Source organism: Nocardia sp. NPDC058480 (assembly GCF_042720495.1).
GTDB lineage: Bacteria > Actinomycetota > Actinomycetes > Mycobacteriales > Mycobacteriaceae > Nocardia.
Map to the genome: position 1 here is coordinate 49,850 of NZ_JBHXMN010000012.1, position 24,031 is coordinate 73,880.

Below are 24,031 nucleotides of genomic sequence, written 5' to 3' on the forward strand. Positions count from 1 at the left end.
AACCGCCTGATGACCGGTCCTCCTCCGGACCGGTGCCATGCAATGACAGCGCCGATCCCGGTGACCGGATTGTGCGCGACCGGGCCCCGGCGGATCGTCGTCCCTGGCACAGAACGTGACCCTCATCGTTGTCCCGCGTGGCGGCGGTCCAAGGGGGCCGAGAACACCACGCGGTGCTCGGCTGCGGCACCAACAGAGAATCGCAGGCAATCATTGCGAGGGCTCCGGTCGGTTCTTTGCGATCTCGTGAAGGCCGTCGGTCAAGGCGGGGATGGTGAGCACGAATCTGGCGCCGCCATGGGGGCTTTCCGTGCAGCGAAGGGTGCCGTGGTGGCCGAGGACGGTTTCGCTGACGAGCGCGAGACCGATGCCGGTGCCGGCCGTGGCACGTGAGGCGGTGACGAAGCGTTCGAAAATGCGTTCGCGGTTCTCGGGAGCCACGCCGGGGCCCGCGTCGTCGACCGTCACCACGATGTCGCCGCCGACGCGGTCGACGCCGACACCGGTTACGCCACCACCGTGCCGTTCGGCGTTGATGAGCAGATTGACCAGTGCGCGTTCGAGTTCCGTGCGCCGCCCGCGGATCGTCCCGGCGTCGCGGATGTCGAGCAGCTCCGGCGCCACGCCACGACCGGCGAGCAAATGGGTGAGGAGCTCCGCCAGCTCGAGTGGGATCTGGTCGGAACGGTGGATCCCCGCTTCCACGCGGGCCAGGGCCAGCATGTCATCGAGTAGTCCGCGCAGGTACGCGGTTTCCTCCACGAGCAGTCCCAGCGCGGCGCGCGGACGCTCGGACAGTTCGTCGCGGTGCCCGGCCAGCACCGTCGCAGTGGTGGTGAGGGTGGTCAGTGGCGTGCGCAGCTCGTGGCTGAGATCGGACACCAGGCGCCGTTCGCGCTCGATGCGCAGCTGCAGTGAGTCGACCATCGCGTTGAACGCGTCGACGGTGGCCGACAGTTCTTCGTCGTCGGTACGTGGCAGCCGCAGTTCGTGCTCGCCGAACGCGATCCGGGAAGCAGTCGCGGCGACCTGACGCAGCGGGCTCAGTGCGCGATGTGCTGCCCAGGCGCCGATCGCGGCGGCGATCGCCACGGCGAGCACGGAGCACGCGAGCAGGATCGTGCGCAGCATCCGGAGGTTGGACTCGAGTTCGAGCAGTGGTGCGAACTCGTAGAGGACGGTGCCGTTCTCGACCTCAGCGCCTGCCCGAAGATAGGGCTGCGCGCCGATCCGCACTCGGGTGGCGGTGCTGTCCACCGCATCGCCCGGGTCGGGAATCGGCAGTGCCGACGCCGACGGAAGTTCGACGTCGGCCCCGACCAGCGACCATCCGGTGTCCTGACGCAACATCGCGATGGTGCCGCTCGGCAGATGGAGCGCGTCCATGGCCTGAGCACCGGTGACGTCCGCGCCGGTCAGCCGCATGCGCAGCAGTTCGGCATGTACCCCCACCGCCCGTTCGACAGTGCGAGTCCGCTGCGACTCCATGTAATTGGTGCTGATGCCGTACACCGATCCGGACAGGACAACGGCTACCAGGCTCGCGCTGAGGACGAACGTCGCGGTGACGCGGCCGCGCAGGCCTCGGAACCGTGACGGAAAACGGTGCCCGCGTTCAGGATTGGACATCGAGCCGGTAGCCGAGACCGCGGACGGTGACGATCAGCCGCGGGTCGGCGGGATCCCGTTCGATCTTGGTACGCAGCCTGCGCACGTGGACGTCGACGATGCGTTCGTCGCCGAAGAACCCGCGATCCCAGATCTTGTCGAGCAGCACCTGCCTGCTCAGCACCAGGCTGTCGTTCTGTGCCAGCTCGCACAGCAGCCGGAACTCGGTGAGCGTGAGATGCACTTCCTCGCCGGCCAGCAGTAGCGCGCCGCGCTCCGGACAGAGCACCAGCCTGCGGTGCGCTGCCGCGTCGAGGACAGTCTCGGTGACATCGCGGTCGGTCGTGTTCCTGGTACGCCTGCGCAGCGCCCTGATGCGTGCGGAGAGTTCTTTGACCTCGAACGGTTTGGTGACGAAATCGTCGGCGCCCGCCTCCAGCGCGGCGACCACGTCATGGGTGTCGTCGCGGGCGCTGACCACGATGATCGGCACGTCATGAGCGCGACGCACCTCACGGATATAGGTGTATCCGTCCATTCCGCCGAGCATGAGGTCGACCAGCATCACGTCGGGAGCACCGAGATTGTGGACCTGATCGAGCGCGTTCTCGGCGCAGTCCGCCTCGGCGACCGTGTAGCCCTCGTCTTCCATCGCCAGCCGCAGCGACGCTCGAACCCGGGTGTCGTCCTCGACGATCATCAACTGCGCGGTCATGGTGGCGAGCCTATCGGCCCCACACAGAACAGTCCCCGGTAGTCTCCATCGAAAACCATGAGTTCAGTCGTCGCTGACAACTCCGGTTATTCGACTGGCTTGCCGGGGGCTTAGCCAGATCCTGAAAATTACGTCACAACCGTCGGCAAACGTCTTCGTCGGCAGTGCGGCTCATTTCCGGTGTTCCGGTATCTATCCAGTCTTCTCCTGATTTTCTCGATGTCAATACCTTGGCGCCATTGAATACGGCGAAATTATCGGTGTTCTGAGACCGTCCATCGCATTGTGTGGATCCTCGCTTCGGAGGACAGTAGATGTGTCCGGTGGCGCCCACCGGGGCGCCGCCCTTCCTGAAGTAGGAGGTGGCCCCGTGTACGCACGTTCCAGCACATTTGCGGCCCAGCGGTCGTCGATCGACCGCGGTATCGCATACCTCCACAATGCGGTGATGCCGAATATGCCCGAGCTCGACGGGTGGGTCGGCATGTCGCTGATGGTGGACAGGGCGACAGGCCGATGCATCGCCACGACCGCGTGGGAATCCGAGGCCGCGCTGCACGAGAGCAGAATGCGCGTCCGATCCCTGCGTGATGGTCTGGCCGAGGCGCTCAACGGCACGGTCGACAATATCGAGGAATGGGAAGTAGCGGTCATGCACCGCGATCATCTGGCCGGCGCGAGTGCCTGTACCCGGTGTACCTGGGTCCAAGTCGACCCGTCCGGTGTCGACCTGGCGATCCAGACGTTCAAGAACACCCTGCTGCCGGAGCTCGAGAAGATCGAAGGATTCCGCAGCGCCAGCCTGTTCGTCGACCGGGAGACCGGGCGAGGCGTGGGATCGACCGTCTGGGCGAGCCGAGAGGAGCTCGACAACAGCCGCGAACAGGTGGATCGAATGCGGGCCGCGGCGACCCGCACCATGGAAGCCGAGGTTCTCGAGGTAGCGGAGTTCCGGCTCGGCTTCGCCCACCTGCGCGTTCCCGAGCTCGTCTGAAACTACGAGACATCCGGCCGAGCAGCGTGAGCTCCCGGCCGGATGTCTCAGTTCCCCCGCGCTGTCATTGTCACTGTTCGGGCGATCGGTCGGGGGCGGTGATGGTGCCGTAGTCGAGTCCGCCGTGGCTGTGCGTGGGAACCACCGGCCACTGGCGCTTCCACGGTGCGCATTCCGACGACGGGATGATCTGGAGCCACTTCGGATCCCGGGGCGACGGCGAGGCCAAGGTCTTCTCCTTGACCATCGAGTCGTACTGGTCGAGGGAATCCTCGAGGGTGTTGCCGTTGAGCACCACCTCGCGGCCGTAGAAGGCGGCCTGCTGCTTGACGCCGGGGATCTTCGACAACTCGGGCTGCCAACTGTCGGCCGCCATCCCGTTCTCCGAGGACACCCACACACCGTCGGGGGTGTTGACGACCAGCGAGTGATTGCCGTCGGTGTGACCGGGAGTCCACAGCAGGCTCACGCCGACGCCGAGTTCGACATCACCGTCGAAGACCTCGAGCCGGTCGGCGGGCACGCCGTCCATCCCGTGTTCGACGTACCACGCCCACTGCATCGGATGCATGGACTCGAACGTGCCGAGCTCCTTGCGGTGTACCAGCAGTTTGGCGTTGGGGAACAACGGCTTTCGCGGTTCGGTCTCACCCGCGATCGGGGTGTCGGAACCCATGATCATGCGCACGTCCTGCACATGGAGATGGTCGAAACTGATGTAGTCGACGTCGGAATTGCGCAGCCCCAAGCGGGGGAGCACGGTGTCGGGGTCGTTGTAGTAGGTGACGAACAGCTTCTCGGCGCGCAGGCTGCGCGAGACCTTCTGGAGCTTATTGTAAAACGGCGCTTCCGCCGATCCCGCGGCGACGGTCGGTTCCCACACCAACGTCTTGAGCTTGCCGTCGAATCCTTCGAACTGGATCACGAACATCCGGTTGATGATCGAGATCATCGGGTTGACGTTGATCGAGTACCCCTGGAAGGCGAACCGTGCAGGATAGGGCGCCGCTGCGATGTCGAAGCTCTTGATCGCTCTGACCTGGCCTTGGGACAGGAAGCGCTCTCGGTACCGCTCGGCGGCGCTGCGCACTGCGGCCAGTCGGTCACCGCGTGGCCAGATCTGGTGCACGCCTTCGAATTCCGGGATGGGACGCACGGTATCGAGGGGCGAGGGCTGCACGGCGGTCATGACTCTCCTTGGGTCGGGCTGTTGCCGGTGAGGCGCGATTCGTAGGACTCGCGGGTGGACGATCCCGCGACGGCGGCCACCTGGTCGGGCAGCATCTTGCGGTACATGAAGTCGCGCCCCCATTGCGGCAGGACCTCGACCAAGCGGGTGAGCGGGCCGACGAAGGCGGGCAGGGAGACCTCGAAGCGAGGGCGTTCGATCACCGCGACGACCGCATGGGCGACATCGGCGGGCCGCAGCATCTTCGCGGCGCCGGTCGCGGTGCCCGCCGCCAGCTCTGTGTCGACCACGCCCGGCATGACGATCGACAGCTGCACGCCGCTGGCCGCGAGCTCGGTGCGCACGCCTTTGAGATAGCCGTACACGCCGTGCTTGGTCGCCGCGTACGTGGATTCGCCGGGAGGGGAGAGTTTCGAGGCGGCCGAGGCGATGGTGACGATATGGCCGCGCCCCCTGGTCTGCATCGTCGCGGCGGCGAGTTTGACACCCCTGATCACGCCGTGCAAGTTGACCTCGAGCTGGCGCCGGGTGGCGTTCTCGGGTTCGGCGTCGAAACTGCCGACCCACATCACGCCCGCGTTGTTAACCAGCACCTCGATCGGCCCCCAGGTGGACTCGACGTCGGCGAGGAAGGCGGTGAAGGATGCCGTGTCGGTCACGTCGAGGTTGAACGCCTCGACCGCACCGTTCGACTGTCCGGCGATCTCGCTGTTCAACGCCGCCGCCGTCGCACGGGCCGCGTCGCCATCCAGGTCGCCGAGGCCGACGCGGGCGCCCGCCAGTGCCAGCGCGCGAGCGATTTCACGGCCGATGCCCTGGGCAGCGCCGGTGACTGCCACGACCTTGCCGTTCAGTGTTGCTGGATTCCCGGAACGAGTGCGCATGCTTCTCCTGTTCGCATTTTTGACACGATAACATGTCAAAAATGACTTGGGTACCCTTGAACATCGTGACGGAAGGAGCGGTATGAGCGCGGCGCCAGTCAGGCGGCGATACACCGGTCTCGCACCGGTGGAGCGCACCCGGCAGCGCCGGATCGCGCTACTCGAGGCTGCCCTGGACCGGTACGGCGTCGACGGGTACCAAGCCACGTCCGTCAAGCGGCTCTGCCAGCAGGCCGCCCTCACCGAGCGCTATTTCTATGAGTCCTTCGGTGACCGCGAGGAATGCCTGGCCGCGCTCTATGACCGACTGGTGCACGACATGCGATCAGCCACCCTGGCGGCGATGGCTGAGGCCACCGAGGCCGGGGCATCGGATATCGCCACGATCGTTCGCAGCGGCCTGGCCGGATTCGTCAACTACCTCACCGAAGACCCACGACGTGCCAGGGTGGTGCTCGTCGAAGTCGTCGGCGTCTCACCGGCCATGGAGCAGCGGCGACACGGTGTCCTGCGCGAATTCGCCGACATCGTGATGAACGTCTGGTCTGCCATGGAGGCCGAGCAGACACCGCAAGCCCGGCACCTCACCGCGGTCGCGCTCGTCGGCGCCGTCAACCACCTACTCGTGTATTGGCTGATGGCGGGCAGGCAGGAGGATCCAGACGAACTCACCGCTACCTGCGCGTCTCTGTTCACCGCCGCCTTCGAGTGGTCTCAGGACCCGTAGCGCGCGGTGTGGCCCGCACGCCACAACACCGCTGATTCATGCCCGCACGATCTGACGAAAATGGCAATCCGATGTCTGTTCTGATCGCCGATGACGACCCGATGGTCCGGGATGTGGTGCGCCGCTATCTCGAACGCGATGGCCGCATTGTTGTCGAGGCCGCCGACGGTCCCGCCGCGCTGGCCGCGTTGGCGGAGCAGGGCGGCGAGGTCCAATTGGCCGTGCTGGATGTGATGATGCCCGCGCCCGACGGTATCGACATCTGTCGTGCGGTGCGGTCCGGCCCGCGTCCGGATACTCCGATCATTCTGCTCACCGCGCTCGGCGACGAGGACGATCGCGTACTCGGGCTGGAGGCGGGTGCCGACGACTATGTCACCAAGCCGTTCAGCCCGCGTGAACTGGCGTTGCGGGTGGCCTCGGTGCTGCGGCGATCCAACACGGCGCACGAGCCTCGACGCGAGGTCATCGGCGACGACGCGGTCCAGGTTCGCCTCGACTCCCAGTCGGTGTCGGTGGCCGGGCAGGCGGTCGAACTGACCGCCCGCGAGTTCGATCTGCTGGTATTCCTGCTGGAGAACCCCCAGCGAGTTTTCAGCCGCACCGAGTTGCTTGCTCAGGTGTGGGGCTGGGAGTTCGGCGATCTGTCCACGGTCACCGTGCATATCAAGCGGCTGCGCGCCAAACTCGGCGACCGGCATCGGATCGAAACGGTATGGGGCCGGGGCTATGCCTGGGCCCGCAACCCCGTCCCCGCCGAGGGCGACGATGCCTGAGGATACCGCCGAGCTGATCCTGTTGACCCTGGCCTGCACGGTGCCCGTAGTGCTGATCGGCGCTCTCATTCTGCGTGCCACCAGCAATCGTTCCCTGACCACGAGCATGGCTGTGCTGGTGCTGATTCCGACGCTGTCGGCGCTGGCTGGCATCATCGGGGTGAGTGGACTGATGTCCAACGGGCTCAGGCGGACCACGATCGTGCTGGTTGTGGTAGCTGCGGTCACGGTGCCCGCCGCGCTCCTGCTCGGCCGCGAACAGGCACGAAAGACCGTGTGGGAAAAGCAGATCCGTGAACAGGAGCGACGAGCGGAGCGTTCGCGCCGGGAACTGGTCGCCTGGGTCAGCCACGATCTGCGCACACCGCTGGCCGGTATTCGGGCGATGGCCGAGGCGCTCTCGGACGGTGTCGTCAGCAGCGCGACCGACGTCGCCCGCTACGCCGATCAGATCGGTTGCGAGACCAATCGGCTCTCGGCCATGGTGGACGATCTGTTCGAGATGTCCAAGATCAACGCCGGCGCGCTGCGGCTCGAGCTGGAACCGGTGGACCTGCGTGAGCTGGTCGACGAAGTGCTCGCCGCCAACCGGCCCAGCGCCGACCGCGCGCGCGTCGCGCTCGCCGCCGAGCAACCGGCGTCGCGGATCGAAGTCGCGGCCAGCGACCGCGCGCTCACCCGGGTACTGACCAACCTCGTGTCGAACGCGATCGCCCACACCCCGCCCGGCGGTCAGGTCTCGATCTCCGCCGGGTCGCGCGACGGCCATGCGTGGGCCCGCGTCGACGACACGGGACCGGGGATCGCCGAAGTGGACCTTCCACGCATCTTCGAAGTCGCCTATCGGGGCACCTCGGCGCGCTCGCCGGTCGCTGCCGCGGGGGCGCCGACCGGCAGCGGGATGGGTCTGGCGATCGCGGCTGGCCTCATGGCGGCCCACCGGGGCGATATCACGGTGGAGAATCGGGACCCGGGTTGTCGGTTCGAGGTGCGGCTACCGCTGATGGCGCACTGACCAGCGGCTCCGGCGCGGGTCCGTCGGCCGGTCGGAGATCGTCGACGGCCGGTGGCGCCGATCGTCGGCGTGTGCCCAACAGCATGCGGTTCAACAGTTGATCCCGCAGGATCAGGGTGTGTGCGAGCACGGCGCACATATGCGCGGTGAATGCCAGGAGTAAACCGACAGCGAGCACGGTGTGTACGTTCCGCAGCGCGTGATAAAGATGCGGATCGGTCGGTGTAATGGCCGGTAGCCGAATTCCGCCGAGCAAGCGAATCGGTATGCCCGATGCCGAGGCGAGTGCCCATCCCACGACGGGTTGGGCGATGAACAAGGCGTACATCGAATATTCGGAGACGGTCGCGACTATCCGCTCGGGCCGAGCGATCGAATCCAGTTGCTGCGGTGGTGTATCGCGGATTCGGTTGACGACTCTGATCAGCGCCAGCACAAGAATCAACGCGCCGACGGTCTCATGCAGGACCAGAATACTGTGATAATGGCCGAGCGAGCCGACCAGCGCGGCGCCGAGAAAAAGCATTGCCACGATGAGTACGGCCATTGTCCAGTGCAGGATTCGCGCGACGATGCCGAACCGGACCTGTGGTGTGGGTGGGTTCACGCCCGGCCCTGCGCTTCCACCGAGCCGCGGTTGTCGGGCTCGCCTGCCCGTCGGCGGAAGGACTCGGCGTAGACGGCCGATCGCGCCGACAGCAAAGGATCGTCGGACGGCGCGATGCCGTTGGGCAATACCAGCGGATCGAAATTCACCATGCGGACGTTGTCCGAGGTTTCGGTGGCGATACCGGTCAGCACCACGGTGCCGACATTCACCGCGGGACGCGTGCTCGGCCACGGTACGGAGGCGTCGTCGGTTCGGTCCTCGCCTCGAACGCCACGCACCACCAGCATCGTCCAACGGCGCGGACCGTGTCGCAGATCCGTCGTGAGCTGGGTGAACAGGCTCTCGGGGCGCAGATCAGGGGTCGCCTCGGTCTCAGGGACCAATTTCCACCTGACCGGGGTGGTCGTGCCGTGTGGGTCGGTGAATTCGAACGCGTTCAGGCCGTGGAACGTACTCGTCGCGAAGGTAGGAGCCGGGGGGTCGGATTTCGCGACCTTCATCGCCGCCACGGTGCGCGGATGGGTGGCGAGGTAGTCCGACACCAGTTGAGGGTTCGGTTTGCCGGTCGCCGGGTCCTTGGCGAAGGCCAGGCCCCGGTCGTGGAAGTCCTGCGGTGTGGGGTCGAGGAAGACGGGCAGATTGATCATCGCCATCCGCCACTGCTCGCCCGCGGGCAGTCTGAACTGCAGTCCGAGACCGCGCACGACGCCCGGATCCTCGGCGATGTGGGGATTGCCGCCCGACAACGAGAACCGCCCCCGCACCGAGTACCTGCCCGTTCGGAAAACGGACGCGGCACACAATTGCGCGCCATTCCCATTGCTTTCGAAATAGCCCTCGACGGCAACGCCCTTGGCGTGATTGCGGCGAAATCCAGAATGGGTGCCATGGATATTCTGCAGGCGATCGACGACTCGCCGCGCGGTGAGCCGTTCCGGTCCGATGAGACTTTCGGTGAAGAGAAATCCGCCGATGGTCATTGCCCCCGTGCCCGCGACTGCCATCGCACCGAGGAGTGTTCGCCTGTCCACAGTAGACATCCGTTTCTGTGCTCGTCTTGTCATGCCTGACAACCTCGCCCAGACTGTATTCATCAATGACCGTGAGAATCAATCGATCCACCGGTATCACCGGGGTCCGTCATGGTTTGTTCATTATTTGTCGACCTGGCCCGCTCGCGAATCCGATCACGCGTTTCGCCGCGGCGACGATGGCCGATCGTGGTGTGTCGTAGCCGCGCAGGAACCATGCCATCCCCGTCGTATTGATCGCGCCGACCAGCGCGATCGCGACGAGCTGGGTGTGTTCGCGGTCCAGTCCCTGCTGTTCGAAGGCATCGAGAACGGTGGGCGGGATGACGTCGAGGAAGGTGCTCAGGGTGGCGATATACAGCTCGTCCAGTCGTGGACTCGCGCCGAGCACCTCCAGCCAGACGATTCGGGCCAGCCGCGGATCCTCGACCGCGGCGAAGAAGGCATCGAGCCCGGCGGTGATCAGGTCGTCCGGGTCGGTCGACGGCGCCGCGCGCAAGCCGTCGAGGACCGCGTCCTGGAGGCGGTCGATGCACCGCCGATAGACGGCGGCGATCAGGTCCTCGCTGTCGGTGAACGATTTGTAGAAGTAGCGGTCGGTGACCTTCGCTTCGCGACACAGCGCCCGCACGGTCGTCGCGCGGTAGCCCACGGTCCCGAACAGCTCGAACCCGGCATCGAGTAGCTGTTCGGAGCGTCGCGCGGCCCGGTCGGTGTGGCTCTCGCCCGCGTAGGGGCGCCCTGGCGTCGAAGGATTGTCTGCCATTCCGATATTTGACCACTGGGACGTCCCTGCCGTTAAAGTGACGACAGCCGATTCCCAATTGCGTGCTGGTGCGGAGTCGGTCTCGCGAATCAGGCGATTGCCCCGGAAGGACGTTCATGATCAACCCCGAAGGCTGTGCGGCGACGGTCCGCACTGCGGTGACTCTCGCGGCAGTCGCGCTCGTGCTGCCGTTGATGGTCGCCGGCCTCGCCGGTGCGTGTCCGGCGTCCGGGACGGACTTCTACGTGCCGCCGGTCCCGCTCCCGGCGGGTGCACCCGGCGACATCCTGCGAGCCGAACCGATGTCGGTAGCGCTCTCGGTACCCGGCCCCAATGGGCCGATGCCGGCCAGTGCTACCCGAATCATGTACCGCAGCAACGACACTCACGGCGAACCGGTCGCTGTCACCGGCACCTACTTCGATCCGGCCCTCGCATGGAGCGGACCTGGGCCCCGACCGCTGGTCAGTCTCGCGGTCGGTACCCACGGGCAAGGCGATCACTGCGCGCGCCCTCGCGCTTGTTCGACAAGATCGCGCATTACACGCCGCTACTCGATGTCATGACCGAGTTCGAGACCGTCGCCGTCAACGCGCTGGTGGTGCGTGGCATCGCCGTGGTCGTCACCGACTACCACGGCCTCGGCACACCGGCGACCCATGACTGGCTGAACCGGCTCGCCGAAGCGCACGCCGTTCTCGACGCCGTGCGGGCCGCACAACGACTCGCCGGAACGACGATCGACAGCTCCGGTCCGGTCGGCCTGTTCGGCTACTCGCAAGGTGGTGGCGCGGCCGCGGCCGCCGCCGAGCTGCAACCCACCTACGCGCCGGAGCTGGACCTGCGCGGCGCCTACCTCGGCGCACCCGCCGTCGATCCGCTGGCCGTGCTCGAAGCGGTCGACCTCATGATCGGCAAGGGCTTCATCGGGTTCGCGCTCAACGGCCTCGCCGCCGACTACCCCGAGGCGCCCACCGATCCCGACTACTGGAGAGGCAGCCGACAGTGAGCTTGATGATGCACGCGGCCGCGATATTCGTCCGCGCGACGAGACGACGGACATACGTGACGGCGGAGTCCGTCGACCGTGCGATGCGACGCCGACCGCGGGCCGGACGGCCACCGGCCCGACTACGCGCCCGCCACCAGGTCGGCATGCGTACGATCGACGGTTTCGACTGCTGGACAGTGGCGCCACGCGCCGAAAAGGCCACGACCGCGGTGGTATATCTGCACGGCGGCGGATACTTTCAACAGATCGTGTCCCAGCACTGGCGACTGATCGGCCAGCTCGCGGACGCGGGCGTCCATGTCGAAGTTCCGCTGTACGGCCTTGCGCCCCACCATCATTGGCGCGAAGCCTACGGCCTGGTGACGACCGTATACCGACAGGTGCTCGACCGCTTCGACGCCATCACGGTCGCAGGCGATTCCGCGGGCGGTGGCCTGGCGCTCGGCTTCGCGCAGTCGCTGCTCGACAGTCCGCTGCCCCAGCCGCGGCGGATCGTCCTCATCGCTCCCTGGCTGGACCTGGCACTGGCCGAGCCCGGCGTCGCAGCTGTGCAGCGACGTGACCCGTGGTTGGTCGGCGCGGGTGCGCGCAGGGCCGGACTCGTCTGGGCCGCGGGGGCGGATCTGACAGATCCTCGATTGAGCCCGATCCACGGTGAACTGCGTGGCCTCGCGCCGAAGTCACTCTGGTTCGGCACCCGCGACATTCTGTACCCCGACGCCGTTCGGCTCCGGCGCCGCGCCGACGCCGTCGATGCCGAGCTGACCTTGACGGTCTGCCAGGACGCCATTCACGTCTACCCCCTCGTGCCCGCGCCGGAAGGTCGGGCGGCGGCCCGGGCGATCGTGCGCGAAATAGGATGGGGAGGGTGAACTGATCTGCGCCCGTCCACAACTGAAAGGCGCCACCATGGAGATCGTCAAACGCCCCGCGCCGCCGACCGGTATTCGGCGCCTACTGTTCCGGGCCCCTATCCATCTGTACCGACTCCGGCTCGGCTGGGTCTTCGGGGATCGGCTGCTCCTGTTGAACCACGTGGGACGCGTTTCGGGCAAGCAGCGCCAGGTCGTTCTCGAGGTCGTCGAACACGACCGCACCGACGGCAGCTACGTGGTCTGCTCCGGCTTCGGCCCCAAAGCCGCCTGGTACCAGAACATTCTGGCCGCGCCCGAGACCAGCATCCGGGCCGGCATGCGCACGATCCCGGTCACCGCCCACCCCCTCGGCACGGACGAAGGCGGTGACTTCATGGCTCGCTATGCTCCTCGTCACCCCGGCGCGGCCCGAAAACTAGTGCGCTTCATGGGCTTTGCCACCGACGGCTCCCAGGAGGACTACCGCGAGGTCGGGCGTCACCTGCCCTTCGTCCGCCTGTCGCCGCGCTGAATCACCAACTCCGGTTCGTCCAGGTCCATCCACCGGGCGAGTGTGCCGATGTCCGCCACCTGCGCCGAATAGTCGCGATTCGACAGTTTGGATACAGCAATATTCAGACTTTGTTCGTGACGCTCTCCTTCGCTGTCGCCGGTGCTGTGAGCAGCGCTGCGACGATGGCCGCGACCGCGGCGGTGATAGCGGCGCCGGTGAATCCGTCGGTGAATCCGGTGAGGGTATCGCCGATGAGGCTGGCGGCTGCCACGCTGGAAACCGCTGCGGCGCCGAGTGATGCGCCGAATTCGTGGAAGGTGCTCACGATGCCTGCCGCAATGCCCGCCTCGCGCGGATCGACCTGACCGAGCGCGGTCGCGGAGGCGACGACGAACAGGGCGCCGGTTCCGGCTGCCGCGATCGTGACGCCCAATGTCACGGTGACCGGGGTCATCGACCACGCGGGCAGCGCCATGCCGACCGCCGCGATGACCAAGCCTGCGACGGCGAGTAGGCGAACGCCGAGGCGGGCGAGCATGCGGCCGGTGAGGTCGGCGCCGAGCATGGTTGCCAGCGCCACCGGCAGAAACAGCAGTCCGGTGTGCAGTGCGCCGTAGCCGCGCGCGTTCTGGAAGTAGAAGGTGCCGAGAAAGAACACCGCGATCATCAGCGCTGTCGCGATCGTGATCAAGAAGGTGCCGGTCGCTACTGGGCGACGGCCGAGCAGTGCGAGGTTCATCAGTGGTGAGCGGGCGGTCTTCTGTCGCGCCGCGAAGGCGAGGTAGCCGATCGCCGCCAGCAGGGCGAGCCAGCCGGTGGTGCTGGACAGCCAGCCGTGCTCACCGGCTGTGATCAGGGCGTAGATCAGGGCGGTCGACGATGCCGTGACCAGGAGCGCGCCCAGCACATCGAGGTTGGTGGACTCGGCGGTGGGTCGATGGTTCGGCAGCATCCGTGCCAGTCCGATGAGGATCACCAGTCCGATCGGCACATTGATGAAGAACACCCACGCCCAACCCGGCCCGGCGGTGAGCAGGCCACCGAGCAGCACGCCCAACGCCGCGCCGCCACCGCCAAGTGCGGACCACACGCCGAGGGCCTTATTGCGTTCCTCGCCGGTGAACAAGGTGACGACCAACGACAGTGCCGAGGGCGACAACAGCGCCGCGCCGACACCTTGGGCTATGCGCCCGCTCAGCAGCATGGGTGCCGATTCGGCGAATCCGGTCACCAGTGACGCTGCGGTGAAGATCAGCAGCCCGGCCAGAACCACCCGCTTCGGTCCGACCAGGTCGGCGATGCGTCCGCCCAGCAGCATCAGTCCGCCGAAGGCGAGCGTGTAGGCGCTCACGGTCCAGGTCAGTGCCTCGCGGCTGAGATCGAGATCGATCTCGATGTGCGGCAACGCGATTGCCACGACGGTGATGTCGAGGATCAGCATCAACTGTGCGGTGCCGAGCAATGCCAGGATGCGCCATCGCAACGGGTGCGGGCTTTGTGTCATTTTCAACCTCTCTCGCTAACCAGTACATGTCAATACGAGTTATGAGCCCAATGTAACTCATGCACAGCTATACGAGCTAGGGTGGTGAGGTGTCGAATTCCAGCACGGCCGGGCGTCCGCGGCGGCGCGCCGATGCCGAACGCAGCATCGCCAGCATCGTGGCCGCGGCGCGCGAACAGCTGAGCATCAACCCGGAGGCGAGCGTCGACGACATCGCCAAAGCCGCTGGTGTGGGCCGAATGACGGTGTACGGGCATTTTCGGAACCGGCCAGAACTCGTCGAGGCCGCGCTGGTCGACGCGATTCGTGTCGGCGAAGAGGCGTTGGCCCAGGTCGATCTCACCGGTGATGCGCAGGGCGCCTTCACTCGGCTGCTCGCATCGAGTTGGTCACTCGTCGCGGAGTCCGCCGCACTGCTGACCGCGGCTCAGGGCGTATTGCCTGCCGGCCGCCTTCGCGAATTGCACGGGACGCCGGCCGCACGAGTCGAGGAACTCATCCGCCGGGGCCAGGACCAAGGCGTGTTCCGCACCGACCTTCCCGCCGGCTGGCTGGTCAGTGCCGTGCATTACATCCTCAACGGCGCGGCGGAGGAAGGGCGGGCCGGGCGGATCGATATCGAGGATGTCGCGCGGATTGTCGATGCTACCGTGCGGTCCATTCTGTCCAACCCGCCTCAGTTGGAGGAATCGCCGCCGAGATAGTGCCTCGGCGAGGTGCCGACCGTTCGCCGGAAGGCAGCGAGAAATGCGCTGGCCGTGGAGTATCCGACGGTGTGTGCCACGCGGGAGACGGGCTGGCCGTCGGCGAGCAGCGGCAGTGCGGCCTGGAGTCGGGCGTGGGTGCGCCAGCGGTCGAAGCTCATCCCGGTGTCTTGGACGAACAAGCGCGTCATGGTGCGTCGGCTGACACCGACGGTCCGGGCGTGTGCTTCCAGGCTGCGTGGATCGGCCGGGTTGTCCAGCAGGGCGTCCGCGACCGCGAGTACTCGTTCATCGGCAGGGCGTGGCACGTCGATCGGTGTTGCCGGCAGCGGTTGCAGCAGGTCGAGGACGACCGCCTCCGCGCGTATCCGCTGGTCATCGACCAATTGCTGCTGGGCGAGGTGGGCGATCAAGTGCGCCAGCAGACCGTCGACCCGGACCGCTGTCGGCTCGGTCCATGGCACCTCGCATCGGTCCGGTTCGAAATAGAGACTGCACAGCACGGCATCGCGGCTGGCACCGGTCTTGTGCACGACTCCCGCGGGCAGCCACAGCGCGCGAGTCGGTGGAACAACCCAATTCGCCTCTCCCACAGCAACTCCTAGTACGCCTGTGCGTGTCCAGGCCAGCTGGTGCTGCGGGTGATAGTGCTCATGGGTCCACTGTCCGGCCGCGAGCGGGAAGCTGCCGACCACGATCGCGCCGACGCCGAGCGGGGCAGGTTCGAAAGCAGGTGCGGACATGCCACCAGGCTATGTCCTCAACGCGCTATTACCTGGCCCGGTGACGTATATCGGCCATCGACGTCGCTGCCTACCGTCGATGGATGACTTCGATTTCCACGATGGAATCAGCCTCGGCAGGAGGCGCCGCCCGCCGCCGCGCGGTGCTGATCATGCTCTGCCTGGTCCAGTTCATGCTGAATCTGGACGACAACGTGGTGAGTGTCGCCCTGCCCACCGTGCGCGATGACCTCGGGTTCGGCACCGCTGGTTTGGCATGGGTGGTCAACGGCTACATCCTCGCCTTCGGCGGATTCCTGTTGTTGTTCGGACGGGTGGCCGATCTGCTCGGTCGGCGTCGGATATTCCTCTGTGGCGTTGCGCTTTTCGGGGTGGCGAGCGTGTTGTGCGCCCTCGCACAGGAACCCTGGCAGTTGGTGGCGGGCCGATTCATCCAAGGAACCGGGGCCGCGATGGCGAGTCCGGCCGCGCTCGCGTTGCTCACCCTGCTCTATCCGGGTGCGCGGGAACGGGCCAAGGCGATCGGCGTCTGGGGTGCGACCGCCGCGGTGGGTGCCACCTCGGGATTGGTGATCTCCGGTGCGCTGACCGGGTTCGCCTCATGGCGATGGATCTTCCTGATCAATGTGCCGGTCGTCGTGGTGGTCTCGGTACTGCTGCCACGTTCGGTCGCGGAGAGCAGAAGCAGCCGTCGAACGCGCATCGACCTTCCCGGTGCGGTGCTCATCACCGGCGCCCCGGTACTGCTGGTCTACGGACTGTTGCGCGCAGCCGAAACCGGTTGGGGCGAAGTCGGTTCCACGGTGGCGATGATCGCCGCGGCGTTGCTGGCCGTGGCATTCGTCGCGGTGCAGAAGCGCACCGATGATCCGCTGGTTCCGTTGTCCTTTCTGGCTTATCGGCCACGGGCGGTGGCCAATGCCGCCACGCTGCTGTTCTCCGCGGCCTTCTACGCCATGGCCTTCCTGCTGATGCTGCACATCCAGACCGTCCTCGGCTACGAGCCGTTCACCGCCGGTCTGGCGTATCTGCCGTTCGGCGCGGGCATTCTCGCCGGAATGTGGGTGTCGGGACGGGCGGTGAAGCGGCTCGGTGCGCGCTCGGCGATCGTGATCGGGTTGCTGATCAGCGCGGCCGGTCTGCTGCTGATGTCGGGCATCGACGGCCACGACGCCTACGCCTCGGGCGTACTGCCCGCCTTGCTCGTCACCAGCCTCGGCTGCGGGATGACCTTGCCCGCCCTGGCCGTCACCGCGCTCACCGGCACCACCGAGGAGAACGCCGGCATCGGCTCCGCTGTGCTCACTTCGGTCCAACAACTCGGCGGCGCAGTGGGTTTGGCCGTTCTGGTCACTCTCGCTACCCGACGCGATGACGAGCTGGGCGACTCGATCCATGATCAACAGGCCGCGTCAGAAGCGTTCTCCTACGCACTCACCATCGCCGCGGCCCTCGTCATTCTGGCAGCGATCCTCATCGCCACGATGTTGCGCGATCACCGGTCGGCACCGTAGCCGGTGATCTTCTTGCACTTCGATGTCAGTCAACGCGCGGGGGCTGGGATGTGGGACAGCCAGTTCGCGACGAGGTCGGCCACGATCGTGCCCGCCTGATCATTGAGGTGGATGTGGTCGGTGAGCATGATCAGGCCGTTGCCTCGGGCGATGTCGTCCAGGGAGCGGCGGAACACGTAGTGCTGCACCGCGACCCTCAGTGCCAGGCCGAAGCTGAACGCGAACTTCGGGGGTGTGGTGCCTCGGCCGAGGTGCTCGGCGATCCGCTCGTATACCGGCAGATAACTGATGCCCATGCGATCGGCGGTTTGCTCGGCGGCGATGTTGTAGTCGGTGAGTGTCCGGTTGGCCGGGTCGGCCGGGTTCTCGCCAAGGGGCGTGGCCGACAACAGTGCGATCTGAGCGGTGCCGCTGGTCTGAAGCCGGCCGATGATCGTTTCCAGGTTGGTGCGGAACTGCGCCTGCGGTATCCCGTTACGGACGTCGTTGGTACCGACCATGATCGCCACGGCGTCCGGGCGACAGGCCACCACCTCATCGAGCCGGTGGAGAAGATCGGTGCTGGTGTGGCCGTTGACGCCGGCGTTGACGAAGTCGTAGCCGTCGGCATCGAATCGGTCGCGCAGAGCGCCGACCCAGTCGGCGCTGAGCGTCGCATGCGTGATGCTGTCGCCGAAGGCGACCACGACGGTGTGGGCGCCGGGCCGGCGACCCGTGGCGAGGAACTTCTTCGGCGCGTTGGTGGCCGGGCGCCGGAAGGCGGCGTACATGAGTGCGCACAGTCCCACGGCGAGCAGCGCGAGCAGGACCAGTGTGATGACGAGGGCCATGGTGTTCTCCTGGTGTGGCGAGATGTTTCAGGGGCGGGGGAGGGACGAGAGCCAGGTCGAAGTGAGATCGGCGACGATCGCGCCGCCTCGGTCGTTCAGGTGGATGTGGTCGATGAGCAGCCGCATGCCGCCGTTGCGGGCGACCTGATCCCAGCTCTGTCCGAGTAGGTAGTGCTGGGTCGCCGCGGCGAGGGCGCGGACGAAAGTGAAGGAGTACTCCGGCCCGGGGGTGTCGGCCTGCCGGAGCACCTCGGTCATCCGCTCGTGCAGAGGCAGATAGTTCACGTCCGTGTCGGCCGCGATCTGTTCGATCGCGGCGTTGTACCCGGCGAGGGTGTGGTTGATCGTCGCGTCCAGGTCTTCGCCGAGTGGCGGCAGGGACATCAGCGCGATCTGGGCGGTGGTTCGGGCCTTGACGCGCTCGATGATCGCTCGGAGATTCTCCCTGTACTGCTCCAGCCCAAGGCCGTCGCGGACGTCGTTGGTGCCGATCAGGAGTGTGACCGCGGCGGGACGGCACGCGACGATGTCGTCGTCGATCCGTTCGAGCAGGTCGGCGGTGGTGTTGCCGTTGATGCCCGCGTTGACGAACTGGTAGCCCCGGTGCCGGGGATCGGCACGCAGCGCGCCCACCCAGTCGGCGCCGAGCGTGCCCTGGGTCATGCTCGCACCGGCCGCGACCGCGATGGGGCGCGTATCGGATGTGCTTGTCGGCGCACAGGCCTCGGCGGGTGGATTGTCTGCCGCGCGCAGGAAGGCAAGGTAGCCGGCGGTGCCGGTGCCCGCGAGCGCGGCAGCCAGCAGCAGACACACGAAGACGATGATCTTTCGCTTCATGGTCGGTACCCCCAGCGATTTCATCGGAACTCCTTGGTTAGTAAACACTCGCTAACTTGCCTAGGTGACGTTAGTGAGCGTTTACTGACCATGTCAAGTGCTGAAGGAGGAGCGGATGGGTACCAGGGACGTGATCCTCGACGCGGCCGCCGAGGTGATGGCCGAGCAAGGTCTGGCCAACGTGACCACGCGCCAGATGGCGCGGGCCGCCGGGTTCACCGAGGCGACCCTCTACAAACACTTCGCCAACAAGGCTGACCTGCTCGTCGCGGTGATGCGCGAACGGTCACCCGGCTTCGGCTGGCTCGATGAGGTGCTCCGCGACAAAGCCGGCACCGGAGACGTGGTGGGCAACCTCGCCGCTGTCGCCGAAGGCGCCATCGCCTTCTACCGCAACGGCTTTCCGCTGTTCGCCTCGATGTTCGCCGATCCGGAGACGCTGGCGACCCACAAGGCGGAGTTGGTGCGCGTCGGCGCTGGACCGCACAAGGTCAACGAGGCAGTCGCCGAATACCTGCGAGCCGAACAGCAGCAGGGCCGCCTGCGACCGGACGCCGACGTTCGGGCCGCCGCGGGACTCCTGCTCGGCGCCTGCTTCCAGCACGCCTTCCTCGGCCACATGTCCACACCCGGCCACCGCGACGACCGTGAAGCGGCGGCCAACTTCGCCCGCACCCTCATCGAACCCCTCGTCCCTGATGCCCACCGAGCGCGCGGCGATCAGCGCGCTCGCTGAGGATTGAACGGTCAGGGCTCGGCGGTGGGGAAGACCGGCCAGCAGTCCGTACGGACGGTCGGGTCGAATCCGGGTCCGGCGGCGATGGTGACCTTCTCGCGGTTCAAGATGCCGGAGGTCAGGAAGAAGATCGCCGCGATGTAGGTGGCCATGATCGCCAGGCCCGTGCCGGTGGCGTCCTTGTCGATCCGGCCGGCTTCACCGAGCAGGATGATGCCGTCGGAGATCAGGAACAGCAGACCACCGATACCAGCACGGACGTCAGTGGCGAGTGCGGTCGCTGCTGTGCCGACGAGCAGCGCCGCATACAGCGGGACGACCGGTTTGAGCCCAGCCTCGAGGCCGGACCATCCGTACGCGATCATCGCGATGCCTGCGACGACGTAGAGACCGACCAGCCAGAGTTTGCGCGCGAGCCGGCCGATGGCGCCGCGGGAGATGAAGAACCGGATAAAGCACAGGTGAGCGACCGCGAACGCCGCCATGCCGACGATGAACAGGCCATCGAACTCGAGGAACAGATCCCCGAGGAAACAACACACCAGCGCCGCCGCCAGCAGCCGCGGCCCCTTCTGCTCGATGACCCAGCCGAGAAGCAGGGGAGCGAGCAAACACTTGGAGATACTGTCCCACGGCTGCACCTCAGCGCCGTTGAGCACGAGGTGCACCACCGCCACCACGCCGAAAGCGATGATCCAGGGACTCTTCATGGGAATCACGGTACCGCCGAGCGGGCCCCGAGTGAATCGTCGTTCAGACCTTCGGCGGGGTTACACGCCGGACGCGAAATAGAGGCTGGCTGCCGACTTGCGGATGAGCCGATCAGCCGGGCTTGTTTCGGAAGTTGCGCAGCGAGGCCTGATGCCGCTCAGCAGGTGCTTGCCGCGGGCTTCGCGGCGAACCGGTCGGCCAGATAGGTCAGGGCCGTCGGTAATCCCACCACAGCTTCGGTGCCGTGCTCGCCGACCGGATTCTCCACCAGCTGCACCGGAATTCCAGCGCCGCAGTATTTCTCGGCCAGGGCCCGCGTCGCGCCGATAGGGGCGAATTCGTCAGCGACAGCGTGGTGGAGCAGCACCGGTACGGCGGGTGCGCCCGGGCGGAACAGGGGACTGGCCATCCGCACCACCTTGCTCAATTCGGGGTTGTTCGTGATCGATCCGGGCCACGCTTCCAGCGCAGCCGCATGGAGAAAGGGATAGGCGAGAGCGGCGTTGAGCAGGCAATCGGCTTGGCTGGCGGCCAACATCGCGCGGCCGGATTCGTTGAGGTATTGAGCCACATCGGCTTCCGGATAGGACCGGTTCAACCCCACCAGGCCCACCACAGTCGCCCCACCGGCGATTCCACCGCTGAAGCCGGACATGGTGGACTCCAGGTCCGCGACGATCCCGCCCAGCGCCACACCGCTCAATCGCAGATCCGGGGCGTAGGTGCTGTGCGCTTGAGCTGCGATAGCGGTCGCTTGCGCCCCGCCGGAGTATCCCCACATGCCGATCGGCGCCGCGGGGTCGACAGCCGCGGGCGCGAACGCTCTGGCGGCGCGAATACCGTCCAGCACGCCGTGGACATAACCATCGGCACCGAACAAATCGGAGTCAGGCCCCTGATAGTCCGGCACGACAAGAGCCCAACCTTGTTGCAGCGCAAGCCGAATCGTGCCGGTCTCGGAATACGCGTTGCTCGGGCCGCCCTCGATCCCACCGCGCAGCGCGTACGAGGGTGCGCATTTCGAGCCAACACCGTCTTCGGCGACTTGGTACGACAGCAGCGGACGCGGCCCGTCTCCAGTCCATTCCTGGTGCGGTACCAGAACTGTCGCGACGTAGGCACGGGGCGCCCCATGATTGTCGACCGTCTTGTACTGCACCTGCCACGCCTCTGCGGGCAGCGGCAGCAGGAACGACTCCGGTTCGATCGCCCGGGACGCGAGCACGGTCCCGTTGGCTAGGTCCGCGAGACCAGCAGGCTCGGCGTAGAACGAATCCTGTTCCGGCAGCGGCACTGCCGCAGCCCAACCCGCGCACGCCGTGACCAGCGCGAAAACCGCACCGACCACCGTCGCGCGCAATGTCGCGATCTCCACTACCCGCATGGCAAACTCCCGCCCCGAGAACCTGTTCTAGTTCGCGTCCGCGAGCGTAATGCATTCGATGGGACCTGACACCCAAGCGGCAGAGAAATCCTGATCTAGGCCCGGCAACCAGCAGCGCCGCCACCCCTCCGGTGGCGCCGGTTCGGCGACAGCTGGCGACACGCGTCACCGGCCGGGCGTCCAAGGCGTTTCTGAAGGCTGCCTATCGGCCCTCGTGTGTGGAGGATCGGGTCGGTCAGCGGGCCGCGTGGAAGGCCGGAAGGGCTGGGATGAGGGTGTCTGCGTAGTCGCGGATGCGCTGTGGAGGGAAGGCTTCGGGGTCGGCGAGGGCGAGGCGGCCTGCTTCCCAGAACATCGCGTACAGGGTGCGGGCGGTGAGTTCGACATCGAGGGTGGGCAGGCGTTCGGGTGGGCAGGATTCCCGGACGAACGTGGTGAGTGCGGCGATGAAGGACTGCCGTCCGCGGTCGATTCGATGGCGGAAGGCCGGGGTGCTGGCATCGGCGATGAGGAAGATGGCCCGCCAGCGGTCGGGCGCGGCCAATACGGCGGTGAGGAAGTGTTCGAGGCTTTCCGCGATCGCCGCGGGCGGATCGCCCATGGCGGCGACCGGCACCGCCTCGGCCATCTGCGCCAGCGCGGCGGTTTCCTCCCGGTCGAGTGAGGCGCGCAGCAGCTGGTCGGAATCGGTGAACAGGCCGTAGATGACGGGGCGGCTGACGCCGGCTGCCCGCGCCACGGTGTCGATGGACACCTTGTGGACGCCCTGCTCGACGATGACGCGCAAGACGGCGTCGAGCAGCTGTTCGCGCCGCTGCTCGGGTGCCATTCGCGGTGCGTAAGCGCGGTTTCGTCGTTCGGCCATGATCGCCGACCACCTCTCCCTATCGAGGGACTGCTTGACATCCAGCAGTGCCTGCGCAAATACTACACTCACTGTAGCTACACTGACTGTAGCTTTTTCGGAGGTAGCAATGGCGCGGCGGTACTGCATCATCGGGGCCGGATACACCGGGTTGGCGGTGGCGAAGGCCTATACGGATCTGGGTTTGGACTACGACCATGTCGAGGCCACGGCGGCGATCGGCGGCAACTGGTCGCATGGCGTGTACGACTCCACGTACCTGATCAGCTCCAAGGGGGTCACCGAATACCCGGACCACCCGATGCCGGACGACTACCCGGACTTCCCCAGCGCGGCGCAGATGCGCGACTACCTGCGCGGCTTCGCAACGGAGTTCGGATTGGACCGCCGCATCGAGTTCGACACCCTGGTGACCGATGTCGCGCCGCTCGACGACGCGGGCCTGGCCGGCTGGCGGGTCGAATTCGCCGATGGCGCGGTGCGTGAGTACGACGGAGTCGTCGTCGCCAACGGCCACTACTGGGATGTCAATATCCCGGCCTATCCGGGCGAATTCACCGGCAAGCAGATCCACTCCAAGGACTACAAGCGTCCTGCCGACCTCGACGGCTCGCGGGTGCTCGTGGTCGGCGCGGGCAACTCCGGCTGTGATCTGGCTGTCGAGGCCGCGGTGACATTCGACAACGCCGACATCTCGCTGCGCCGCAGCTACTGGTTCATCCCGAAATACGTGCTGGGAATCCCGAGCGGAAACTTCGACGTCGGTTCGGTGCCGGTGCCTCGGCTGGTGCAGGAAGCCATCTTCCGCTCGCTCGTCACCATCGGGATGGGCAGGTATGAAAGCTTCGGACTGACCAAGCCCGAGCACCGGATCTTCGATCAGGATCTCGTGGTCAACCAGCAGCTCCCGTATTTCCTCAAGCACGGCCGGATCGCCGTCCGGCCGGAAATCGCGCGCTTCGACGGTCGCACAGTGCAATTCACCGACGGCACGAGCGGTACCTACGACACCATCGTCTGGGCGACCGGGTTCAAGACCACCTTCCCGTTCCTGCGCGACGGCCTACTCGAATGGCAGAACGGGCAGCCACGACTGGTGTCGCACACCTTCGCGCCCGGCGTAGCCAACCTGTACTTCGCCGGACTGGTCGCGCCGCGCTCCGGCGCGGGCATGCTGCTGATGAACAGCTCTCGGCTACTCGCCGAAGCCGCACTTCTCCAACAGCAGATGCGCACCCCGGTCGGCGATCTCTACGAGCGCATTTCCGAGCCGTCCGCCGAAATCCTCGCGGGCGGACCGGAATTGCGCTGGGAGGTAGTGCGTGGCCGATGGCTGGTTCGCGCGCTTGCCCAGCTGCTGACGGCGCGAGCCCTGCTCCCGGGTTCCGCCGGGCGCACCCGGGAGGCACCGTTCGCCGAGAGCGCGCTAGGCCGTCGCCTGCCGCGACCGATCGGCACCGCCGCCCGTCTTCTCGCCTGACCCCGAAACCCTTCCGCCACACCAGGAG

The 24,031-nt window shown here is 66.5% G+C and carries 25 protein-coding genes and 1 pseudogene; 12 read left to right on the forward strand and 14 right to left on the reverse strand.

Annotated elements, in window-relative coordinates:
- Positions 1-210: 210 nt before the first annotated feature.
- Entirely contained in the window at positions 211-1,629 is a 1,419-nt protein-coding gene (locus ACFWO8_RS24675; protein WP_378963425.1) for a sensor histidine kinase, read from the reverse strand.
- Positions 1,616-2,323 (reverse strand): response regulator transcription factor, encoded by a 708-nt coding sequence (locus ACFWO8_RS24680; RefSeq protein WP_378963426.1) that lies wholly within the window; start codon positions 2,321-2,323, stop codon positions 1,616-1,618. The genes ACFWO8_RS24675 and ACFWO8_RS24680 overlap by 14 nt, the downstream gene beginning before the upstream one ends.
- Positions 2,324-2,771: 448 nt before the next feature.
- Here ACFWO8_RS24680 and ACFWO8_RS24685 point away from each other — a divergent pair, with 448 nt between their 5' ends.
- On the forward strand, positions 2,772-3,317 hold the full coding sequence (locus ACFWO8_RS24685; protein WP_378963427.1) for a hypothetical protein: 546 nt from the start codon (positions 2,772-2,774) through the stop codon (positions 3,315-3,317).
- Between the two features lie 70 nt (positions 3,318-3,387).
- Here ACFWO8_RS24685 and ACFWO8_RS24690 read toward each other — a convergent pair whose 3' ends face one another.
- Both ACFWO8_RS24690 and ACFWO8_RS24695 read right to left on the reverse strand, forming a co-directional pair.
- On the reverse strand, positions 3,388-4,506 hold the full coding sequence (locus ACFWO8_RS24690; RefSeq protein WP_378963428.1) for a hypothetical protein: 1,119 nt from the start codon (positions 4,504-4,506) through the stop codon (positions 3,388-3,390).
- Positions 4,503-5,390, reverse strand: coding sequence for an SDR family oxidoreductase (locus tag ACFWO8_RS24695; RefSeq protein ID WP_378963429.1), 888 nt, complete (start codon positions 5,388-5,390; stop codon positions 4,503-4,505). Before ACFWO8_RS24695 ends, ACFWO8_RS24690 begins: the two co-directional genes overlap by 4 nt.
- Positions 5,391-5,472: 82 nt before the next feature.
- On the opposite strand from ACFWO8_RS24695, the gene ACFWO8_RS24700 reads away from it, so the two are divergent.
- The 3 genes from ACFWO8_RS24700 to ACFWO8_RS24710 all read left to right on the forward strand — a co-directional run bounded on the left by ACFWO8_RS24700 (position 5,473) and on the right by ACFWO8_RS24710 (position 7,908).
- Positions 5,473-6,117, forward strand: a complete 645-nt coding sequence (locus ACFWO8_RS24700) for a TetR/AcrR family transcriptional regulator (RefSeq protein WP_378963430.1) — start codon at positions 5,473-5,475, stop codon at positions 6,115-6,117.
- Positions 6,118-6,188: 71 nt separating this feature from the next.
- A complete protein-coding gene (locus ACFWO8_RS24705) occupies positions 6,189-6,893 on the forward strand; it encodes a response regulator transcription factor (RefSeq protein WP_378963431.1) in 705 nt (234 codons plus the stop codon).
- Positions 6,886-7,908, forward strand: a complete 1,023-nt coding sequence (locus ACFWO8_RS24710; RefSeq protein WP_378963432.1) for a sensor histidine kinase — start codon at positions 6,886-6,888, stop codon at positions 7,906-7,908. The genes ACFWO8_RS24705 and ACFWO8_RS24710 overlap by 8 nt, the downstream gene beginning before the upstream one ends.
- Positions 7,909-7,987: 79 nt before the next feature.
- Here the strand turns inward: ACFWO8_RS24710 and ACFWO8_RS24715 are convergent.
- From ACFWO8_RS24715 to ACFWO8_RS24725, 3 genes and pseudogenes are all read right to left on the reverse strand, one after another.
- Positions 7,988-8,515, reverse strand: a pseudogene (locus ACFWO8_RS24715) (cytochrome b); the annotation flags it as partial.
- On the reverse strand, positions 8,512-9,558 hold the full coding sequence (locus ACFWO8_RS24720) for a catalase family peroxidase (protein ID WP_378963433.1): 1,047 nt from the start codon (positions 9,556-9,558) through the stop codon (positions 8,512-8,514). The gene ACFWO8_RS24720 and the pseudogene ACFWO8_RS24715, both read right to left, overlap by 4 nt.
- Positions 9,559-9,658: 100 nt before the next feature.
- Positions 9,659-10,315, reverse strand: coding sequence for a TetR/AcrR family transcriptional regulator (locus ACFWO8_RS24725; RefSeq protein WP_378963434.1), 657 nt, complete (start codon positions 10,313-10,315; stop codon positions 9,659-9,661).
- Positions 10,316-10,431: 116 nt separating this feature from the next.
- On the opposite strand from ACFWO8_RS24725, the gene ACFWO8_RS24730 reads away from it, so the two are divergent.
- From ACFWO8_RS24730 to ACFWO8_RS24745, 4 genes are all read left to right on the forward strand, one after another.
- Positions 10,432-10,881, forward strand: a complete 450-nt coding sequence (locus ACFWO8_RS24730) for a hypothetical protein (protein WP_378963435.1) — start codon at positions 10,432-10,434, stop codon at positions 10,879-10,881.
- Positions 10,878-11,324 carry an alpha/beta fold hydrolase gene (locus ACFWO8_RS24735; RefSeq protein WP_378963436.1) on the forward strand — a complete coding sequence of 149 codons (447 nt, stop codon included), beginning with the start codon at positions 10,878-10,880 and terminating at the stop codon, positions 11,322-11,324. Before ACFWO8_RS24730 ends, ACFWO8_RS24735 begins: the two co-directional genes overlap by 4 nt.
- 146 nt (positions 11,325-11,470) lie before the next feature.
- Complete coding sequence (locus tag ACFWO8_RS24740; RefSeq protein ID WP_378963437.1) at positions 11,471-12,199, forward strand: alpha/beta hydrolase fold domain-containing protein; 729 nt, start codon at positions 11,471-11,473, stop codon at positions 12,197-12,199.
- A gap of 37 nt (positions 12,200-12,236) precedes the next feature.
- Positions 12,237-12,713 (forward strand): nitroreductase family deazaflavin-dependent oxidoreductase, encoded by a 477-nt coding sequence (locus tag ACFWO8_RS24745; protein ID WP_378963438.1) that lies wholly within the window; start codon positions 12,237-12,239, stop codon positions 12,711-12,713.
- A 103-nt stretch (positions 12,714-12,816) separates the two neighbouring features.
- Here the strand turns inward: ACFWO8_RS24745 and ACFWO8_RS24750 are convergent, their stop codons facing one another.
- The gene (locus ACFWO8_RS24750) at positions 12,817-14,199 is read right to left on the reverse strand and encodes an MFS transporter (RefSeq protein ID WP_378963439.1); all 1,383 of its coding nucleotides are present in this window, start codon (positions 14,197-14,199) and stop codon (positions 12,817-12,819) included.
- 89 nt (positions 14,200-14,288) lie between these two features.
- Here ACFWO8_RS24750 and ACFWO8_RS24755 point away from each other — a divergent pair, with 89 nt between their 5' ends.
- Positions 14,289-14,903: a TetR/AcrR family transcriptional regulator gene (locus tag ACFWO8_RS24755; RefSeq protein ID WP_378963440.1), complete on the forward strand. Its 615-nt coding sequence runs from the start codon at positions 14,289-14,291 to the stop codon at positions 14,901-14,903.
- Here ACFWO8_RS24755 and ACFWO8_RS24760 read toward each other — a convergent pair.
- Positions 14,876-15,646, reverse strand: coding sequence for a helix-turn-helix domain-containing protein (locus ACFWO8_RS24760; RefSeq protein WP_378963441.1), 771 nt, complete (start codon positions 15,644-15,646; stop codon positions 14,876-14,878). The genes ACFWO8_RS24755 and ACFWO8_RS24760 overlap by 28 nt on opposite strands.
- 83 nt (positions 15,647-15,729) lie before the next feature.
- On the opposite strand from ACFWO8_RS24760, the gene ACFWO8_RS24765 reads away from it, so the two are divergent.
- Positions 15,730-17,160: an MFS transporter gene (locus ACFWO8_RS24765; protein ID WP_378963442.1), complete on the forward strand. Its 1,431-nt coding sequence runs from the start codon at positions 15,730-15,732 to the stop codon at positions 17,158-17,160.
- A gap of 29 nt (positions 17,161-17,189) precedes the next feature.
- Here ACFWO8_RS24765 and ACFWO8_RS24770 read toward each other — a convergent pair whose 3' ends face one another.
- Together ACFWO8_RS24770 and ACFWO8_RS24775 are read right to left on the reverse strand one after the other, a co-directional pair.
- A complete protein-coding gene (locus ACFWO8_RS24770; RefSeq protein WP_378963443.1) occupies positions 17,190-17,990 on the reverse strand; it encodes an SGNH/GDSL hydrolase family protein in 801 nt (266 codons plus the stop codon).
- 27 nt (positions 17,991-18,017) lie between these two features.
- A complete protein-coding gene (locus tag ACFWO8_RS24775; RefSeq protein ID WP_378963444.1) occupies positions 18,018-18,851 on the reverse strand; it encodes an SGNH/GDSL hydrolase family protein in 834 nt (277 codons plus the stop codon).
- Between the two features lie 91 nt (positions 18,852-18,942).
- On the opposite strand from ACFWO8_RS24775, the gene ACFWO8_RS24780 reads away from it, so the two are divergent.
- The gene (locus tag ACFWO8_RS24780; RefSeq protein WP_378963445.1) at positions 18,943-19,563 is read left to right on the forward strand and encodes a TetR/AcrR family transcriptional regulator; all 621 of its coding nucleotides are present in this window, start codon (positions 18,943-18,945) and stop codon (positions 19,561-19,563) included.
- 11 nt (positions 19,564-19,574) lie between these two features.
- On the opposite strand, the gene ACFWO8_RS24785 is transcribed toward ACFWO8_RS24780, so the two are convergent.
- From ACFWO8_RS24785 to ACFWO8_RS24795, 3 genes are all read right to left on the reverse strand, one after another.
- A complete protein-coding gene (locus ACFWO8_RS24785; protein ID WP_378963446.1) occupies positions 19,575-20,273 on the reverse strand; it encodes a lysoplasmalogenase in 699 nt (232 codons plus the stop codon).
- Between the two features lie 158 nt (positions 20,274-20,431).
- Positions 20,432-21,658 carry a lipase family protein gene (locus ACFWO8_RS24790; protein ID WP_378963448.1) on the reverse strand — a complete coding sequence of 409 codons (1,227 nt, stop codon included), beginning with the start codon at positions 21,656-21,658 and terminating at the stop codon, positions 20,432-20,434.
- 235 nt (positions 21,659-21,893) lie between these two features.
- Entirely contained in the window at positions 21,894-22,595 is a 702-nt protein-coding gene (locus ACFWO8_RS24795; RefSeq protein ID WP_378963449.1) for a TetR/AcrR family transcriptional regulator, read from the reverse strand.
- A gap of 37 nt (positions 22,596-22,632) precedes the next feature.
- Here ACFWO8_RS24795 and ACFWO8_RS24800 point away from each other — a divergent pair, with 37 nt between their 5' ends.
- Positions 22,633-24,003, forward strand: a complete 1,371-nt coding sequence (locus tag ACFWO8_RS24800) for a flavin-containing monooxygenase (RefSeq protein ID WP_378963450.1) — start codon at positions 22,633-22,635, stop codon at positions 24,001-24,003.
- The last annotated feature ends 28 nt before the right edge of the window (positions 24,004-24,031 follow it).

What these genes read in the sequence shown, in the direction of transcription:
- ACFWO8_RS24800 (WP_378963450.1), top strand. Translation starts at nt 22,633, where the DNA reads ATGGCGCGGCGGTACTGCATCATCGGGGCCGGATACACCGGGTTGGCG.
- ACFWO8_RS24740 (WP_378963437.1), top strand. Translation starts at nt 11,471, where the DNA reads ATGCGTACGATCGACGGTTTCGACTGCTGGACAGTGGCGCCACGCGCC.
- ACFWO8_RS24745 (WP_378963438.1), top strand. Translation starts at nt 12,237, where the DNA reads ATGGAGATCGTCAAACGCCCCGCGCCGCCGACCGGTATTCGGCGCCTA.
- ACFWO8_RS24720 (WP_378963433.1), bottom strand. Translation starts at nt 9,558, where the DNA reads ATGTCTACTGTGGACAGGCGAACACTCCTCGGTGCGATGGCAGTCGCG.
- ACFWO8_RS24680 (WP_378963426.1), bottom strand. Translation starts at nt 2,323, where the DNA reads ATGACCGCGCAGTTGATGATCGTCGAGGACGACACCCGGGTTCGAGCG.
- ACFWO8_RS24790 (WP_378963448.1), bottom strand. Translation starts at nt 21,658, where the DNA reads ATGCGGGTAGTGGAGATCGCGACATTGCGCGCGACGGTGGTCGGTGCG.
- ACFWO8_RS24690 (WP_378963428.1), bottom strand. Translation starts at nt 4,506, where the DNA reads ATGACCGCCGTGCAGCCCTCGCCCCTCGATACCGTGCGTCCCATCCCG.
- ACFWO8_RS24685 (WP_378963427.1), top strand. Translation starts at nt 2,772, where the DNA reads ATGCCGAATATGCCCGAGCTCGACGGGTGGGTCGGCATGTCGCTGATG.
- ACFWO8_RS24770 (WP_378963443.1), bottom strand. Translation starts at nt 17,990, where the DNA reads ATGGCCCTCGTCATCACACTGGTCCTGCTCGCGCTGCTCGCCGTGGGA.
- ACFWO8_RS24700 (WP_378963430.1), top strand. Translation starts at nt 5,473, where the DNA reads ATGAGCGCGGCGCCAGTCAGGCGGCGATACACCGGTCTCGCACCGGTG.
- ACFWO8_RS24730 (WP_378963435.1), top strand. Translation starts at nt 10,432, where the DNA reads ATGATCAACCCCGAAGGCTGTGCGGCGACGGTCCGCACTGCGGTGACT.
- ACFWO8_RS24735 (WP_378963436.1), top strand. Translation starts at nt 10,878, where the DNA reads ATGACCGAGTTCGAGACCGTCGCCGTCAACGCGCTGGTGGTGCGTGGC.
- ACFWO8_RS24705 (WP_378963431.1), top strand. Translation starts at nt 6,189, where the DNA reads ATGTCTGTTCTGATCGCCGATGACGACCCGATGGTCCGGGATGTGGTG.
- ACFWO8_RS24760 (WP_378963441.1), bottom strand. Translation starts at nt 15,646, where the DNA reads ATGTCCGCACCTGCTTTCGAACCTGCCCCGCTCGGCGTCGGCGCGATC.
- ACFWO8_RS24775 (WP_378963444.1), bottom strand. Translation starts at nt 18,851, where the DNA reads ATGAAATCGCTGGGGGTACCGACCATGAAGCGAAAGATCATCGTCTTC.
- ACFWO8_RS24750 (WP_378963439.1), bottom strand. Translation starts at nt 14,199, where the DNA reads ATGACACAAAGCCCGCACCCGTTGCGATGGCGCATCCTGGCATTGCTC.
- ACFWO8_RS24710 (WP_378963432.1), top strand. Translation starts at nt 6,886, where the DNA reads ATGCCTGAGGATACCGCCGAGCTGATCCTGTTGACCCTGGCCTGCACG.
- ACFWO8_RS24725 (WP_378963434.1), bottom strand. Translation starts at nt 10,315, where the DNA reads ATGGCAGACAATCCTTCGACGCCAGGGCGCCCCTACGCGGGCGAGAGC.
- ACFWO8_RS24675 (WP_378963425.1), bottom strand. Translation starts at nt 1,629, where the DNA reads ATGTCCAATCCTGAACGCGGGCACCGTTTTCCGTCACGGTTCCGAGGC.
- ACFWO8_RS24695 (WP_378963429.1), bottom strand. Translation starts at nt 5,390, where the DNA reads ATGCGCACTCGTTCCGGGAATCCAGCAACACTGAACGGCAAGGTCGTG.
- ACFWO8_RS24780 (WP_378963445.1), top strand. Translation starts at nt 18,943, where the DNA reads ATGGGTACCAGGGACGTGATCCTCGACGCGGCCGCCGAGGTGATGGCC.
- ACFWO8_RS24785 (WP_378963446.1), bottom strand. Translation starts at nt 20,273, where the DNA reads ATGAAGAGTCCCTGGATCATCGCTTTCGGCGTGGTGGCGGTGGTGCAC.
- ACFWO8_RS24765 (WP_378963442.1), top strand. Translation starts at nt 15,730, where the DNA reads ATGACTTCGATTTCCACGATGGAATCAGCCTCGGCAGGAGGCGCCGCC.